Here is a 17,547-nt window from a genome sequence, read left to right on the forward strand (position 1 = left end):
GGTTAGTTGGAAAATCCCCCAGAGTAGTATGCTTAAGCACCTCGGGGGATTTTCTTTAGTATAGTATTAATATCTTCAGATATTTTAAAATAATACAATAAAGCAATATAACAAACTCCGATAATTACACTCTTAATACTAATATTTATTATCGGATGAAATTTAAAATCCCAAAAATAAAATCCTATTACGAATGCTGAAACAAATAGTATGATCAACAATGTTTTTGAGGAAAATGGATTCATTTTAAATTTTACCTGAACAATCAATACTTTTGCCAAATTATAACAAAACACTGCGCTAAAAGTGGCAATAGCAGCTCCTGATACACCAAAGATTGGAATACAAATCCAATTAAGAATAAATGCCAAAATAGCCATTCCAATTCCTATATATAAAATCAATCGATAGTAATCCGAATTAAATAATATGGAATTGTTATTACCCAATAAATTATCAAATAACTTTGCGCCTCCAATTAATACAACTACCCAGATAAATAATTCATATTCATCTGGAATCAGTTCAAAAAGTTCATTAACATTACAAAGTATTAACACAAATAATAAACCACTGATTGCAAATAGATTTAAAGAACTTTTCTTATATAAAACTCGCAATTGATCAAAATTCTTTTCATTGATCAACTTAGCTGTCAAAGGATACGTGATTTGATGCATTGCTCGAGAAGGAATTATTATAACACTTGCTATGTAAGCACAAATACCATATTTAGCAACATACTCAATAGGAAGATAACGCTCTATCATCGTTTTATCTAAATCGATTAATAAGGTAGCAACCGAACCTGCTATTAGAATTAATAAAGAATATTTTAAAACAGAAATATAATTAGTGGGAAATGAGAAACTAAATTTAAAGTTATGCAATCTCAAAGCATAAGTAACCATAACCACCAATCGCACAATATAAACTAACACTAGTGCATAAATGAATTGTTTTACATTAATGATACCTATAGCTACAAGAATTAAAAGAATCATTGAACAAACACGCACGAACAACTCTTTTAATACATTACCAAAAACACTCTTTAGTTTTACTTTTGCCCAAGCAAAAAATACTTCAAAATAAGATAAAGCAATTGCTAAAACATATATTGTCCATACATATGGTTGTACAACGGCATTATCTTCACTAAAAAAATCAAGAATAGAAGTATATAAAACCAAGCCAACAGTCCCAATTACAATTGCTACAAACAAAGGAAGAATAAGCATCATACTCATAAATCGATTTTGCTCTTCCTTCTTAAAGTATGAAGAATAAAATTTTACCATGGTATTATGAGCACCAAAAGCCATTAATGGCCAGATTAAGTTAGAAGCTGAAAGTAAATACGACACAAGTCCATAATATTCTTCATCTAAAAATTTGGTAAACAAAAAGAGGGTATTGATAGCACCAATCCCAAAACCAAAACAGGTAATGATTACATTTCTAATTGATTGATTTACTACTATTCCCACAATATTAAAGAATGATATTAGCTATTCAAATTTTGAAGCAACAAAGACATTTCCTTAGTAAGCTCTCTCCTACTATATTTTTCAATACCTTTAGTTTCAGTTTGCAGTTTTCCGTTCTTAAATTTAACAAAATAGTCAAGTATACTCTTTTTCATCTCATTATACTCTTGATAACCAAAAAAATGACCAGAATTCGTTTCTTTTATCAACTTAGATATATCTGCTCCTTTTGGTCCAACTGCAAGAATGGGTCTTCTAGAAACCATATATTCAAATAATTTTCCCGGTATAATACACTTTGTCTCTTCACTATCTATTTCTACTAATAGTAGAACTTGAGATCTCCTTTGTATTTCTATTGCTTCTTTATGCGAAACATATCCTTTATTTTCCAAAAAAGGAGACAAACCAGCTTCTTTGATAGATAATAACACATCTTCACTCACAGCTCCTACCAATTGCAATCTAAAAACTTTTGCAAACTCAGAATTCTCCTGAGTAAGATCATATAGAACATTCCAAAGTTTTTCTGGATTTCTTCCAGATAATAATGAACCAATATGAGAAACTGTAAATTCTTTATCTAATTTTATCTCAGAGACTACTTCTTCTGTATCATATCCATTAGTAATAACAGAAATTGGTTTATTCGTAATTTCCGAAAATTCTTCTCTTGTTGTATAACTGGTTACGGTTATATGATCCACAGCACTTAACACTCTTTTTTCTAATTCTTTGTGCTTATTTATGGATCGCTTAGTTAATTTCAATTTATTATGATATCCAATCGTTGTCCAAGGATCTCTAAAATCTGCTACCCAAGTAAGATTTAGTTCAGATTTAAGCTTCTTTCCTATCAAATGAACACTATGAGGAGGGCCTGTAGTTATAATTGTATTAATATTATTCTCTTCAATAAACTTAGAAAGAAATTTAACCGATGGTGTTACCCAAAATTTACGTGCATCTGGTATAAAAAAGTTTCCTCGTATATAAAGTAAAAGTCTTTGAACAAAAGATTGCTTACTATCGTTTGCAATAATTCCTTTACTTATGGTTTTTGATTCATTTTTAGAAAAAATTTCTGCAAAACGATAAGGTTCAAAAATCGAATGTTCTATAACCTGTATTCCTTTCGGAATATCATTTACTAGAGATTCATCAATTAAAGGATAGGTCGGATTTTTTGGAACATAAACAATAGGTTCAATTCCAAAATCCCTAAAATACTTTACAAATTTAAGCCACCGTTGCACTCCAGGACCTCCTGCAGGTGGCCAATAATATGTTATAAGTAATACCTTCAAAATAATCTACGAGTTGTCTTCAGAAACTATTTCTTTTCTTTTTTTGTATTCGAAAAATAATGCTCCTAAAAATAGTAACCCAAAGATAATAGAACTTGCCAAAGTAATAGTACTTCCTGTTTTTACAACCTGAGGTTCAAACTTAAACTCTATGGTATGTTTTCCGGCCGGAACTTTTAGACCTCTAAGCATATAGTTTACAGGATAAATAGTTTCTGATTTTCCATCTATATAAGCATTCCATCCATCTTTGTAATAAGTTTCTGAAAAAACAAGAAATCCAGGTTTTTCAGTATATGAATTATATGCTAAATGATCTGGATCTGTTTTGGATATAGATATGGTAGAAATACTATCTTTTGCTGGTTTATAACCTGCTAATTCTTCTTTAAAATCATTTCTAATAACCGCTGTATTCTTGGTGTCAATATTATTCAAAGCTTCAAATTCTGCTTTATAATCATCTACAAACTTTAAATTTTCTATAAACCAAGCCGGTCCATTTGTCGAAGGGTTTTCTTGTACATCTAATTGTCTTTTTTCATTCTGTTGAATCACATATTTTATATTCAACATATTAATAACCTGAAGATTCCCCTTTGCAATATGTCCAAAATAAACATCCTCCATTTTTCTAGGTCGAACCGCAGAATATCCATTTACCGTATTAAAGAAATAATTGGTATGAGAATTATTAAAACCTCTGGCTTGATCTAATACTCTATAATATGATTTGTCTTTTAAAATTTCCTTATCTACATTAGTAGGTTGAAAATAAGATTTATATGTGCGCTTAGAAATAAAAGATTCGTTATCTACACTCCGGCGATCTACTCCAACCAAATCTACGAGAATAAGAATCCCTACTCCTACTAACATTAGATTTTCTGACAGCTTTTTCTTAAGTGTAAACCAAAGTAAGGCACCAATTAATAAAATAAAAATTAAAGAGCGTAAACTATCACTTTTCATAATAGTGATACGGTCTTCTTTTAAAGCATCAAAGATACCCGGTTGTTCTATAGCTAACTGAACATCTCCTGGAGATTTAAAACTAAATAAACTTCCTCCAAACAACCAGAATATTAAACATAATCCACCAAAAACACCAAGAGATATTAAGAACTTCTTTTGTCTTTCTTGAAATGACGTTTTCTGATTAAACAGTTGATACAAACCAAATACTGCCGCGATTGGAACAACAAATTCTAAAATAACCTGAATACTAGAAACAGCTCTAAATTTATTATATAGTGGAATATAGTCTACAAAAAAACGAGTTAGAAAATCTAAATTTTTACCCCAACTTAATACTAGGGATAAAATAATTCCTCCAAGTAACCACCACCTTAATCTTCCTTTAACCAATAATAATCCTAACAAAGCTAGAAATACCACAGTAATACCTAGATATGGAGGTGCTTCTACAAAAGGTTGTGCTCCCCAATACAATCCTGTTACATTAGCGTAATAATTAGCATTTTCTGGGGACTCACCTAGCATAATCAATTTTTGATAAAAAGCCGAATCTTTACCTAAATCAGAAGCTCTTCCTAATCCCATTAACTTAGGGATAAAAAGATTTAATGATTCCAATTTACCGTAACTATATTCAGTAATATACTCGTAGTCTAAACCATTTTTTTCCGAAGAAGTAGTTGTCGCATCCGCTAATAAATTTTTACCTCGTATACTAGTTTCCGCATATTCTGATGTTGATAACAAGGTTGTTGCATTAGTTGCTAAACCTAAAATAGCTGCAATAATTAATATTACTGATGACTTTAAAAAATGTGGTATTTCTTTTCTTTTAAAAGCATCTACAAAGTAGGTTACTCCAATTACAAATACTAGTAGCCCTAAATAATAGGTCATTTGATAATGATTTGCTTGGATTTCTAATCCCATAGCCAAGGCTGTTAACATAAAACCCCAGATATATCGCTTTTGAAAAACCAACAGAATACCTGCTATTACCAATGGGAAATAAGCTATTGCGTGGGCTTTAGAATTATGCCCTACTCCAATTATTATAATGAGATATGCGGAAAAACCAAAAGCCAATGCTCCAAGAATTGCCATTTTCCATGGAATTCTCATTACCAATAATAAAATATAAAAACTTGTAAGATATAGAAATAAGTAATCCGCTGGTCTTGGTAAAAATCGAATTAAACGATCTAACTTATCCATATAATCGTGGGGAAACTTAGCTCCTAACTGATATGTAGGCATCCCACCATATGCTGAATTATTCCAAAAAGTTTCTTCACCTGTCTTTTTACGATGGTCTTTTTGCTGTTTCGCCATCCCCTCATAGAGTTTAATATCATTCTGAAATATCATTTTTCCACTAAGGACAGGATTAAAAAATGCAAGTGAAGCAATTATAAAACCTATAATAACAAGTAAATGAGGTATGAATCTTTTTAGATAAGCCATCATGTGCGAAACAATTTACGATTGAAGCGCCAAATTAATCAATTTCCTCAAAATCGATGTACTCACCTACATCTTTATTACCAGATTTTTGTTTAGGCTTTTTATCTATAGTAGTATCATTATTCGGAGAAGATTGAGGTTGTTGGTATTGCTGAAATTGCTGCTGAAACTTTTCTCCAGCTTTCTTTGTTACATATCTAAGCAATAGAGGACCAAATAAACGCGTTAGTATCTTTAATCCATAATATATTAATAATAGAATGAGAATTACCTTTAATACCCCTGATAAAGAAGCAACTTGCATATTATTTTTCTTCAAAAATAGGGAACTCTCTATACAATTACATGATGTCAGTCCTAAAAAAATGATAAAATCTGCTATATTTGAACCAAATCTATTGAATATGAGCCCTAAATCTATGCTGCTGTTTGTTAGCCTATACCTACTAGGCTTAGCTGCATCTGCGCAATACACTGAGAAAATTAATACTAATAGGCCTGGAACTTCACAGGGAGCTTTCTCAGTTGGTAATAATGTACTACAACTAGAAGGTGGATTAGGCTTTGGAAAAGAAAAACATAAACTATTTGACACCAAAACAAATACATTCAATTTTGATTATGCAATAAGATATGGATTATTGATCGAACAACTAGAGATTAATATAAATGGTAGCTTTAGAAGTGAAGGAATTAGACAAACGATTGGAGCAAATGAAGAAAAAATAAGAAGAACAGATTTCGAATTTAATACCATTGGTGTTAAATACCTAATATATGATCCTTATAAAAAACCTAAAGAAAATGATTCCATCAACTACGATGAATTAAAAAGTTGGAAAGAACGTTATAGATTTAAATGGAAAACTCTGATTCCTGCTGTTTCTGCTTATGTAGGTATGAATTATGTAAATACAGACAATCCATTTACATTTCCAAATGATCAAACAATTAGCCCAAAAATTGTTTTGATGACTCAGAACAACTGGTGGACTAGTAATGCAGGAAGTTGGGTATTAGTTACTAACTTAATAATAGATAAAATTACTACCGATAATCCCGCATACGGCTGGATAATTACGAGTACTCATACTCTAAATGATAAATGGGCCGTCTTTGGGGAATATCAAGGACAAAAAAGTGATTTCTATAGTGATAATATAGTTCGACTGGGAGGAGCTTATTTATTTAATAATGATTTACAAATAGATGCTAATGTTGCTACAAATTTTAAGGACACTCCTTCTATATTCAGAGTTAGTGTAGGAGCTTCTTATCGATTTGATTGGCATAAGAAGGATGAGATTATAGAAAAACCAGGTTTCGAAAGTGGTATAAAGAAAAAAGAAGGAGAAGAAGAATTAAATAAAAAAGAAAGTGATAGTTTAAATATCGATCAAGAATTTGAAGAGATAGAAAATGATAGCTTAAAACTAGAAAAAACTCCTTTTATAAATGAATTTGAAGATGGAAGCCATAGAGATGCTATGGAACAAGATCTTGACGCAAGAAGGACTGAACAACGCCTAGAACGTGAGCGTATAGAAAAAGAAAAGCAAGATAAAAAAGATGATAAAAAATTCCAGAAAGAAGAGCGTAGAAGATTAAAAAGAGAAGCAAAAGAAGCTAAGCAAGCGGAAAAAGCTAAAATCAAAGCTGAAAAAGAAAAGCAAAAAATGATTGAGGATATAGACGCTGAGTTGGATAAAATGGAACAAGATGAAGGCCTCGATGATGAATTAAAACAAATTGATGATGAGCTCAAAAAGTTAGAAGAAATGGAAAAAGAGCTCGAACCTGAAAAAGCAAAAGAAGAAACTGAAGAAAAGAAAAAAGTCGACGAAGATGAAGAAGACATAGATGCTGCTTATGAAAAGCTTCAGAAAGAACAAGAAAAAGCTAAAAAAGAAGAAGAAAAACGAAGAAAGAAAGAAGAAAAAAAGCGTTTAAAAGAAGAAAAGAAAAGAAAGAAAGAAGAAGAAAAACGCAAGAAAGCGGAAGAGAAAAAGAAAAAGAAAGAAGAAAAGGAGAATGAAGATAATGATAATGGTGATGGATAATCATCTATAATTTTTAATATCTATTAATACAAAAGGGCTAAACAAATTATGTTTAGCCCTTTTTTAATCTTCGCTTTTGTCAGATTAAACAATTAATAATTAGTCCTCAATAATGACAATATCGAATAAAAAACATCTATTTTTTAATATTTCTATCATTTTTTAACATTAAAAATACGTAGGTTAAAATAATTCTCTTATATTTGGTTAACCAATTTGGTTGACCAATTTATAACTATGAGAATTAACTTAGAAACCGACCCATTATCACCAAAAGATGAAGTAGAAAAGGTGATCTCCAAAATAAGAGATCTAATTATCAATCGACAATTAGAACCTGGAGATAAATTACCTTCTGAGAGAACATTATCTGAAAAATTTGGTGCTAGTAGAAGTCAATTAAGACTCGCCATTCAAAAATTAGAATTTTATGGGTTAGTAAAACGATATCCTAAGAGTGGAACTTTCGTTTCCAAAATTGGTGTAGGCGCATTAAATTCTATGATGGCTAATATTCTACACCTACAAATACCTGATTTCAAATCATTGGTAGAAACAAGATTAATACTTGAAACGAAGGCTGTAAAACTAGCAGCTATAAGAAGAACTGACAAACAACTATATCAAATAGAACAAGCGCACGAAGCTTACATAAAAAAATCTATCAATGGAGAAAACGCTGTAGATGAAGATTTACTATTTCATCTAAAAGTAGCAGAAGCAAGTTGTAACAGTGTTATCAATTCTTTAATGTTAGTAATCACTCCAGAAATAATAACAAATTTCGTAAATAATAAGATTTGCGACGAAACTAATTTCTCTACATTAATCCAGGAACATCAAGATATTGTAAATGCTATAAAAGATAATGATCCTGATCAAGCGATTAAGAGCTTAAAAATTCATTTTAACGATTTATATAATTACTGCAATACTAATTAAAACCACCTAGCCTATGTAGAGTAAATCCAATATTAAATAAATAAAAAAAGGACAGGCAATAACCTATCCTCTTCAATTATTCTGTAATCACTTCAAGTTAGAGGGAGAAGTTAATTAACAAGAATAATAGTACACAATTACCTAAGTAAACATGCGACCGCAAATATAATAAATCATAATATGGTTGAAATTTTGCCTTTGTTAATGTTTAGTTAAGTAAAACACAAGTCGAAACAGCTTAAAAAGCAGATAGGCTTATATCTGAAATTAAACTAATCATTGAAACAATTACACATGAATCACAAAATAACTATAGCTTTACTACTATCGTTATTGTACCATTTCACCTCATATGCTCAAGAAAATTATGAGTTAACTGGTACTGTAACATCAATTGAAACGAATACACCTATTCCTGGTTTGAGTGTTCTCGTTAAGGGGACTTCTAGAGGAACAGTAACAGATTTTGACGGAAAATATAGCATAAATGTAAAATCAGGAGATGTAGTACAATTCTCTTATATAGGACTTACCACAAAAAATGTCACGATATCTGGACAAACTACTCTAAATGTATCTATGGAAGAAGATTCCGAAGCACTAGAAGAAATCGTTGTTGTCGGTTATGGTTCTCAGCGTAAGAGTGATGTAACAGGTTCTGTATCTTCCGTAAAATCGGATGAATTAACGGCTTTCCCTGTTTTGAATGCAGCACAAGCACTTCAAGGACGTGCAGCTGGTGTTGTAGTTCAATCCAATAATGGAGGTGAGCCTGGATCTGCTGTTAATATCCAAGTTAGAGGGAATACCTCGATCAACGCTAACAGTGATCCTCTTATTGTTGTAGATGGTTTTGTGGGTGCTATTTTTCCGCAGGCGAATGACATAGAATCCATAGAAGTACTTAAAGATGCTTCTGCAGCTGCTATTTATGGTTCTAGAGGGTCAAATGGAGTTGTTCTAGTCACTACAAAAAAAGGTAGAAAAGGAAAGTTATCTATTGATGTTAATTCGAATTACTCGGTACAAAATATTACTAATGAACTAGATTTATTAAATGCGGATCAATTTGCAGCGTATCAGCAAGAATTAAATCCTGCCTATGTTCAAGGGCCTGCCAATACAGATTGGCAAGACTTACTATATAGAAGCGGTAGTACTTCGGATCATCAATTTTCTTTTTCAGGAGGAAGTGATAATATAAATTTTTATGCTTCTGCAAATTATTTTAAACAAGAAGGTGTTATTATTAATTCAGAATTCGAGCGAGTAACTTTCCTATCCAACATAGATGCCCAGATGACCGATAAGTTAAAGTTAGGGATCAATCTTTTTGGTAGTCGAGGAGCTCAAGATGGTGTTCCAACACAATCTACAGGTCAAACTGCTAATGGAGGTGGTGATGATGTAGTTTCTTTAGCCTTTAGATTTGCTCCAGATTTAGGAGTATTGAATGAAAATGGGGTAAATACGATTAACTCTGTTGGTGATGATGTTGATAATCCTTTTGCTATTGCAACAGAAGGGATCAATGAAACTAAGACAGATAATTACAGAGCTAATTTATATGCAGATTATGAAATTCTGAATGGGTTGAACTTTAAAACTACATTTGGTTTTAGTACTCGAAATCAAACAAATGGGCTTTTTAGGCCTTCTACTTTACGAATTACTGCTGGAGATGTTGGAGGAAGAGCTATTATATCAAATGTTAGAAACACAAATGTAATCAGTGAAAATTATCTGACTTATAATAAAGAAATCGGTAAATTCGATTTAACGTTATTAGCGGGATATTCTTATCAAAAAAATACTACAGAAACTTCTTCTTCAGGAGCAGAAGGCTTTGTCTCAAATACATTCTCTTTTTTCAATCTATCAGGAGGAACCACTGCATTAACCCCTACTTCATCTTTTTCTGAAATAGAAATTCAATCTCAGTTTGGAAGATTAAATCTTGACTATGATGATCGTTATTTGTTAACTGCTACGGTAAGAAGAGATGCTTCGTCGAATTTTGCTGTAAATAATCAAAGTGCTATTTTCCCTTCTGCAGCCATAGGATGGAAAATTTCTAATGAAAGTTTTCTGAAAGATAACAGTACTATCTCCAATCTAAAGTTTAGAGCTAGTTATGGTGTGACGGGTAATCAAGCAATTAGTGCTTATCAGTCTTTAGCTAGATTCCAAACAGTATTAGGGATTATAAATGGAAATGTTGTTGGAGCTGTTGTTCCAGATCAAGCTGCAAATCCAGATCTACAATGGGAATCTTCTTACCAAACCAACATTGGGTTGGATTTAGGATTTATAAATAATAGAATTTCTCTTTCTCTGGATTATTATAATATAGACACAGAAGATTTACTGTTAGCCGATGCTAGTCAGCCAGAATATCTTGGATTTTTAACCACAGCTAGTATTAGAAATATTGGGGAGGTTAATAATAAAGGATTTGAAATTTCTTTAAATACAAGAAATATTGTTAAAGAAAACTTTACCTGGACTACAGATTTTAATTGGTCTACCAACACCAACACTGTTGAGGCCTTAATAGGAGGTATCGATGTATTTTTAGATGCATCTCCAGGTTATTTTAACACTGACAACACACACCTTTTAAGAGAAGGAGAAGCTGCTGGAGTTTTCTGGGGATACGAGTATAGAGGTGTATATCAAGGAGGAGACTTGCCAGAAGGAACTGCAACTTTTGCAGGAGCACAAGCAGGAGATCAGTTATTTACAGATATACCTGATGAAAATGGTACCGCTGATGGTGTTATCAATACAGATGATCAAAAAATTATTGGGGATCCTACACCAGATTTCACATTTGGTATTACTAATAATTTCACCTATAAAAATATTGATTTAAATATCTTTTTTCAAGGAGCTGTAGGTGGCGATGTTGCAAATCTTACTGCAATTCAATTAGATGCTGGAGATTCTAATGCTTCTACCGATATATTGAATGCTTGGACACCAACAAACACTAATACAGATGTACCACGTGTAGCATTAAGAACCGATAAAATTCTTACTTCTCGTTTTGTAGAAGATGGTACATATGTGAGATTAAAAAATATAGCTTTAGGGTACACTATACCAAATGCTGTAACTGAAAGAATGGGTATCGATAAAGTGAGGGTTTCTGTTAGTGGTCAGAACTTGCTTACGTTCACAGATTACTCTGGTTTAGATCCAGAAGTTAGCTTTTTTGGATCTGGTGGATCTGGTGGCTCTACAAATGCTAATACTACAAGAGGTTTTGATTTTGGGAATTACCCAACCGTGAGATCTGTTAATTTCGGAATCAACGTAACCTTTTAACTAGTTGACTAACAAAATATTATAATATATTAGTAATAAAAATAAAAACATATGAAAACAATTAAAATCTTATTCTTATTGTCGACAATAGTCTCAACAATAGGATGTTCGGATTTGGAAGAAAATCCGGTAGGAATTTTGGCTCCAGAAAGTTTTTTTAGTTCTTTAGACGATTTACAGGTAGCTGTAAACGGAACTTATGGTCGTGTGGGTCACGAAGATATTTGGGGAAGAAAATTTACGTTAACCATTATGGTACGTGGTGATATGGTAGATATTGGAGATCCGACCACTGCACAGAGAAGAATTGACCACAATGATTTTACAGTATTGTCAGATAATGGAATGATTGATGACTTTTGGCCAGCAATGTACCAAACCATTGCTGCAGCAAATCAAGCAATTGCGGGAGCGGAGTTATTAGATGCAGATGAGGCTGAAGAAAATGAAATTATTGCTCAAGCATATTTTATGAGAGCATTCACTTATTTTCATATGGTGAGACTTTTTGGGGATATCCCCTATTTAGATACGCCTGTTACTGATATTCAAACAGCATCTTCTATAAGTTCTACACCAACAGCTGAAGTATATGAAAACATCATTGCAGATTTAGAATTCGCTGAAACCTGGTTGCCTAATACGCAAACAACAAGAACATTACCAGCAAAGGCTACAGCTACTTCTTATTTATCTTTGGTATACTTAACTATGGGGAATTATCAAATGGCCTATAATAAGGCTAAAGAGGTAATTGACAACGAAGGAACCTATCAATTAGGCTTAGAGGCTAATTTCCAAGATTTATTTGATTCCTCCAAACAAGATGCTTCACAAGAACCTTTATTTGCAATTGATTTTCAGGCAATAAGAAACATTAATCAGACTGATGATGGAACTGATTATGCGCCACCATTAACAGGAATTAGATCGGATGAGCAGTATGACCTTGGCGGTGGTTGGTCTGTTGCTGTGCCTTCTTTAGAAGTTTTTGATACCTGGGATGACCGCGATTATAGAAAAGCAGTGAGTTTTGATGCTACCGGAATTTTTAATGGTAATGTAGAGCCATATACTGTATTTAGGGATTTTAATACAAGAGCCGTAAACCGTCCTCATATTGCTAAATATACTCGATTCATAGGAGCAACAGCTAATGGGAATGGTCGTGCATCAGAAACTAATTATGCTACAATGAGGTATGCAGAAGTATTGTTAATAGCGGCAGAGGCATTAAATGAAATCAATGGTGGAAGCGAAGAAGCTCACCAATATGTAAATAGAGTAAGAGCTAGAGCTAGAAATGGTTCTGATTTCCCGGCTGATGTCTCTGGTTTGTCTCAAGACAATTTTAGAACCATGGTATTAGAGGAACGTAGATTAGAGCTAGCTTTCGAATTTAAAAGATGGTATGATATCGCTAGAAGAGAAATGGGAACACAAGTGTTTGGATCAACTGGACTCGAAGGGCTAAAAGCTAACTTTGATCCAACTCGTGATTATCTATTACCTATTCCAAATGAAGAAATACTAAGAAATCCTAACTTATCTCAAAATGACGGGTATTAATAGGTAACCTTATTTTAAATACATAATCGCTATGAGAAACATAAGAAAACCGAAAGATGAATTGAATTAGCCTTTTTAAAATCATCAACGGTTTAATGTAATTAAACTTCAATTAGCGAAATAAATGCAACTAATTAAAATTAGTAAAAATCCTGGATACTAAAGTTGTGTGTGTATAAATAATAAGTAAAATTATTGTTTGTTATGTATCCTTTACTCCATTGATCATTAGTTTGGTCAGTGGAGTATTTTTTTTAGAAAAACATTACAGTCAACTATCATAATGATCAAGTTATCGATTGATTTATTAAAATGACCTGTTTACGTTAAGATGTTTGATAAAAGGGTCATATATTTGTTACGAACTAGCGAAGTTGTATGATTACGATTAAAGAAATTACCTCTAAAGCAGATTTAACTACATTTGTTAAGTTTCCTTTTGAATTATATAAAGACTCTCCCTATTACGTTCCTTCTATTATTAAAGAAGAGTTAGATGTAATGAATCCGGCTAAAAATCCTGTTTTTAAAAATGCCGTAGCTAAATATTTTCTTGCATATAAAAACAATAAAATTGTTGGAAGAATAGCGGCAATTATCAATTGGATTGAAGTAAAAGAACAACAAAAGCCAAAAATCCGTTTCGGATGGTTCGATGTCATAGATGATCTTGAAGTTACCAAAGCTCTTCTCGAAAAAGTTGTTGATTTTGGTAAACAAAATTCTTTAGAATATATGGAAGGACCTGTTGGCTTTTCAAATATGGATAAAGCCGGTATTTTAATAAAAGGATTTGAAGAACTTAATACTATGATTACTTGGTACAATTATCCATATTACCAAAAACATATGGAACAATTAGGTTTCGAAGATGCTGCAACTTGGGTAGAATATAAAATAAAAGTGCCTACAGAAACTAAAGATAAAGTAATCAAGTTCGCTAAAATAATCAAAGAACGTTACCAACTTCAATTACTTAAGTTCAAAAAAAGCAAAGAACTTTTAAAATATGCTGATGATATGTTTGATTTACTTAATAAAACATATAGCAGTTTACAAACATTTGTACCGATACAACAGTATCAGATTGAAATGTACAAGAAAAAATACTTACCCTATTTAAATCCTGAGTATATTACTTGTATTGCTGATAAAAATGGAAAATTAATTGCTTTTTCTATTGTTATGCCTTCTTTTTCCAAAGCATTAAAAAAAATGAATGGTAAAATTTATCCTTTAAAATTTTTACATATTCTTAAAGCACAAAGAAGAAATGACACTGCAGCTTTCTATCTTATAGGAGTGGATCCCGAATACCAAAACAAAGGAGTTACCGCTCTTATATTCAAAGAAATGAACGAAACATTTATTCGTAATGGTATAGAAATGGTAGAAACAAATCCAGAATTAGAAGAGAATAAAGCTATACAGGCTTTATGGAATGATTATGAGCATGAGCAACACAAAATGCGTAGAACTTACAGAAAGAATCTATAGATAAAACAGGCCTAAAATTATATTAAATCTTTTTTAGCAAATTTTTAATATAAAAAAACTATTATTTCCCCGATATACTATTATTTTTAGACTACTAATTTTTACTCTAAAAACCATAACATTATGATCAAAAAGATTTTAAATTTACAAGGAGTTAGCGAACTTAAGAAACAAGAAAAACTATCTATTAACGGAGGAAGTAGTCCTTTTTGTAGTTTTGGACCATTGACATTAGATTGTTCTACAAATATCGATGGACGATGTACCTGTGTTAATGGTAGATGCGTTAAAGGCCCTGAATATCATTGTAGATAAATAATAAAAAAAACAGCTACTTTTTTAAAGTAGCTGTTTTTTTTATTCTATTTAAACTATCTTTTATTCTCCCATCGCTTCTGCTAGGGCCGCTGACATCTTTTTATAAGTACCATTTTCTAACGTTTCTCTTATTGCAGAAAAAGCATTTAATGTATCTTCAATATCCTGCATAGTATGAGAAGCCGTAGGAATCAATCTTAATAAAATCATTCCTTTGGGTATTACAGGGTATACAACTATCGAGCAAAAAATACCATGATTTTCTCTTAGATCTTTAACCAATGCCATTGCTTCAGGAATACTCCCTTTTAAATAAACAGGAGTAACACAGCTCTGAGTTGTACCTAAATCAAAACCTCTATCACGCAAACCATTTTGTAAAGCGTTTACATTTTCCCAAAGTTTTGCTTTTAACTCTGGCATTGTACGTAACATATCCAAACGTTTAAGTGCTCCTACAACTAATTGCATTTGTAAGGATTTTGCAAACATTTGAGAACGTAAATTATACTTAAGATAATCAATAATCTCTTGATCAGCAGCTATAAATGCTCCTGTACTAGCCATCGATTTCGCAAATGTAGCGAAGTAGACATCGATATCATCTTGTACTCCTTGCTCCTCACCTGTTCCAGCACCTGTAGCTCCAAGAGTACCAAAACCGTGAGCATCATCTACAAATAATCTGAAATTATATTTTTCCTTAAGTGCAACAATTTCTTTCAACCTTCCTTGCTCACCTCGCATACCAAAAACACCTTCAGAGATTAATAAAATTCCTCCTCCAGTTTTTTGAGCCATTCTTGTAGCTCTCATTAAATTTTTCTCTATGCTCTCAATATCATTATGTCTATAAGTATATCGTTGTCCTTGGTGTAATCTAACACCGTCAATAATACATGCGTGAGCATCAACATCATATACTATAATATCATCTTTACTTACCAATGCATCTATAGTAGATACCATTCCTTGATATCCAAAATTCAACAAATAAGCAGCTTCTTTATCCACAAATTGAGCTAATTCATTTTGTAATTGCTCATGCAAATCTGTATGACCACTCATCATTCTAGCTCCCATTGGATATGCGGATCCATAAGCAGCTGCAGCTTCTGCATCAACCTTACGAACTTCTTCCATATTAGCTAACCCCAAATAATCATTGATACTCCAGGTAACTACTTCTCTACCCTGAAACTTCATTCTATTTGATATAGGCCCTTCTAACTTAGGAAAAACAAAATATCCTTCTGCCTGATCTGCCCATTTTCCTAAAGGTCCTTTGTCTTCGTATATTTTATCAAATAAATCTCTCATCTACCGCTAATTTGATTTCTTTAAGTTTGCGAAAATACAGAAAATTGATGTGATTGCATAATTATATTCTAAATCACCACCTCTACCTATTTTTTCACAAAAAAAGCATCTGTAAAATATCAGATGCTCATATTTTTACATTAAATAATTTTACTTTATAAACTGAACTTTTTTAGCATCCTCTTCATGAACACTATCAAAAAATCCTTGTTCCGTCATCCATTCATCACTAAAAACCTTGCTCATATAGCGAGATCCGTGATCGGGTAAAATAATAACTATATTACTATTTTCGTCAAATTCACCTTGTTCAGCTAATTGCTTAACTCCTTGAATAGCTGCTCCGCTGGTATACCCTAGAAACATTCCTTCTGTTTTCACCAATTCTCTTGCGGTATGTGCACTATCTTCGTCACTTACCTTTTCGAACTTATCTATAACATCAAAGTCTGTCGCAGTAGGTATTAGATTCTTACCTAAACCTTCAATTCGATAAGGGTAAATTTCTTCTTCATCAAACTCTCTAGTTTCGTGATATTTTTTTAATACCGAACCATAAGCATCGATACCAAGTACTCGAACTTCACTATTCTTCTCTTTCAAATATTTTGCAGTTCCAGAAATCGTCCCTCCAGTACCACAACAGGCCACAAAGTGGGTAATATTACCATTTGTTTGATTCCAAACTTCTGGTCCTGTTGAGTTATAATGAGCATCAATATTCAGCTCATTAAAATATTGATTTATATAAACCGAACCTTGTATTTCCTCATGAAGCCTTTTGGCTACTTGATAATAAGATCTAGGGTCATCGGCGCTTACATGTGCAGGACACACATATACCTTAGCTCCCATGTTTTTAAGCATGGCAATCTTATCTTTTGATGATTTTGAACTAACTGCAAGTATACATTCATAACCCTTAATTACACTTACCATCGCTAAACTAAAACCAGTATTACCACTAGTAGTCTCTATAATAGTATCTCCAGGTTTTAGAACACCTTTTTTTTCGGCTTCTTCTATAATATAAAGTGCTATTCTATCTTTAGTGGAATGTCCAGGATTAAAGGATTCTATTTTTGCATAGAAATTTCCTGGATAGCCTTTCATAATTCTGTTTAATTTTACAAGTGGAGTATCACCTATAAGCTCTAAAACATTATCATAAGCCTGTATATCTTCTCTCATAAGGTTGTGTTTTAAACAGATTTATAGAACTGAAAAAGGGGAGTCTAAAAACCGTCACAAAAACGCTACGAAGTTACGTTA

General features: G+C 32.3%; 12 protein-coding genes. 6 read left to right on the forward strand and 6 right to left on the reverse strand.

Translation table 11 applies throughout. The annotated features are described in order from the left end of the window. Nucleotides 1–32: 32 nt before the first annotated feature. From NMK29_RS10375 to NMK29_RS10390, 4 genes are read right to left on the reverse strand one after another with little or no spacing between them, the layout of a single operon-like run. On the reverse strand, nt 33–1,490 hold the full coding sequence (locus NMK29_RS10375) for a polysaccharide biosynthesis C-terminal domain-containing protein (RefSeq protein WP_108805427.1): 1,458 nt from the start codon (nt 1,488–1,490) through the stop codon (nt 33–35). Between the two features lie 17 nt (nt 1,491–1,507). After that, the gene (locus tag NMK29_RS10380; RefSeq protein ID WP_369863318.1) at nt 1,508–2,797 is read right to left on the reverse strand and encodes a glycosyltransferase family 4 protein; all 1,290 of its coding nucleotides are present in this window, start codon (nt 2,795–2,797) and stop codon (nt 1,508–1,510) included. Between the two features lie 6 nt (nt 2,798–2,803). After that, entirely contained in the window at nt 2,804–5,242 is a 2,439-nt protein-coding gene (locus tag NMK29_RS10385; protein WP_108805425.1) for a YfhO family protein, read from the reverse strand. Nucleotides 5,243–5,273: 31 nt separating this feature from the next. Continuing rightward, on the reverse strand, nt 5,274–5,543 hold the full coding sequence (locus tag NMK29_RS10390; RefSeq protein ID WP_027394216.1) for a DUF4834 family protein: 270 nt from the start codon (nt 5,541–5,543) through the stop codon (nt 5,274–5,276). Between the two features lie 100 nt (nt 5,544–5,643). Here NMK29_RS10390 and NMK29_RS10395 point away from each other — a divergent pair, with 100 nt between their 5' ends. The 6 genes from NMK29_RS10395 to NMK29_RS10420 all read left to right on the forward strand — a co-directional run bounded on the left by NMK29_RS10395 (nt 5,644) and on the right by NMK29_RS10420 (nt 14,952). Further along, complete coding sequence (locus NMK29_RS10395; RefSeq protein WP_159092358.1) at nt 5,644–7,299, forward strand: transporter; 1,656 nt, start codon at nt 5,644–5,646, stop codon at nt 7,297–7,299. Between the two features lie 237 nt (nt 7,300–7,536). After that, a complete protein-coding gene (locus NMK29_RS10400; RefSeq protein WP_027394217.1) occupies nt 7,537–8,241 on the forward strand; it encodes a FadR/GntR family transcriptional regulator in 705 nt (234 codons plus the stop codon). A gap of 294 nt (nt 8,242–8,535) precedes the next feature. After that, nucleotides 8,536–11,571, forward strand: coding sequence for a TonB-dependent receptor (locus NMK29_RS10405; RefSeq protein ID WP_108805423.1), 3,036 nt, complete (start codon nt 8,536–8,538; stop codon nt 11,569–11,571). Nucleotides 11,572–11,622: 51 nt separating this feature from the next. Further along, nucleotides 11,623–13,140: a RagB/SusD family nutrient uptake outer membrane protein gene (locus tag NMK29_RS10410; RefSeq protein WP_108805422.1), complete on the forward strand. Its 1,518-nt coding sequence runs from the start codon at nt 11,623–11,625 to the stop codon at nt 13,138–13,140. A 378-nt stretch (nt 13,141–13,518) separates the two neighbouring features. Then, complete coding sequence (locus NMK29_RS10415) at nt 13,519–14,637, forward strand: GNAT family N-acetyltransferase (protein WP_108805421.1); 1,119 nt, start codon at nt 13,519–13,521, stop codon at nt 14,635–14,637. 123 nt (nt 14,638–14,760) lie between these two features. Then, on the forward strand, nt 14,761–14,952 hold the full coding sequence (locus tag NMK29_RS10420; RefSeq protein ID WP_108805420.1) for a hypothetical protein: 192 nt from the start codon (nt 14,761–14,763) through the stop codon (nt 14,950–14,952). Between the two features lie 63 nt (nt 14,953–15,015). Here NMK29_RS10420 and NMK29_RS10425 read toward each other — a convergent pair whose 3' ends face one another. Both NMK29_RS10425 and NMK29_RS10430 read right to left on the reverse strand, forming a co-directional pair. Next, nucleotides 15,016–16,275 carry an aminotransferase class I/II-fold pyridoxal phosphate-dependent enzyme gene (locus NMK29_RS10425; protein ID WP_108805419.1) on the reverse strand — a complete coding sequence of 420 codons (1,260 nt, stop codon included), beginning with the start codon at nt 16,273–16,275 and terminating at the stop codon, nt 15,016–15,018. A 150-nt stretch (nt 16,276–16,425) separates the two neighbouring features. Further along, nucleotides 16,426–17,466: a PLP-dependent cysteine synthase family protein gene (locus NMK29_RS10430; RefSeq protein ID WP_108805418.1), complete on the reverse strand. Its 1,041-nt coding sequence runs from the start codon at nt 17,464–17,466 to the stop codon at nt 16,426–16,428. Nucleotides 17,467–17,547: the final 81 nt, after the last annotated feature.

The sequence above is a fragment of the Aquimarina sp. Aq107 genome (assembly GCF_943733665.1).
In the GTDB taxonomy this organism is placed as follows: domain Bacteria; phylum Bacteroidota; class Bacteroidia; order Flavobacteriales; family Flavobacteriaceae; genus Aquimarina.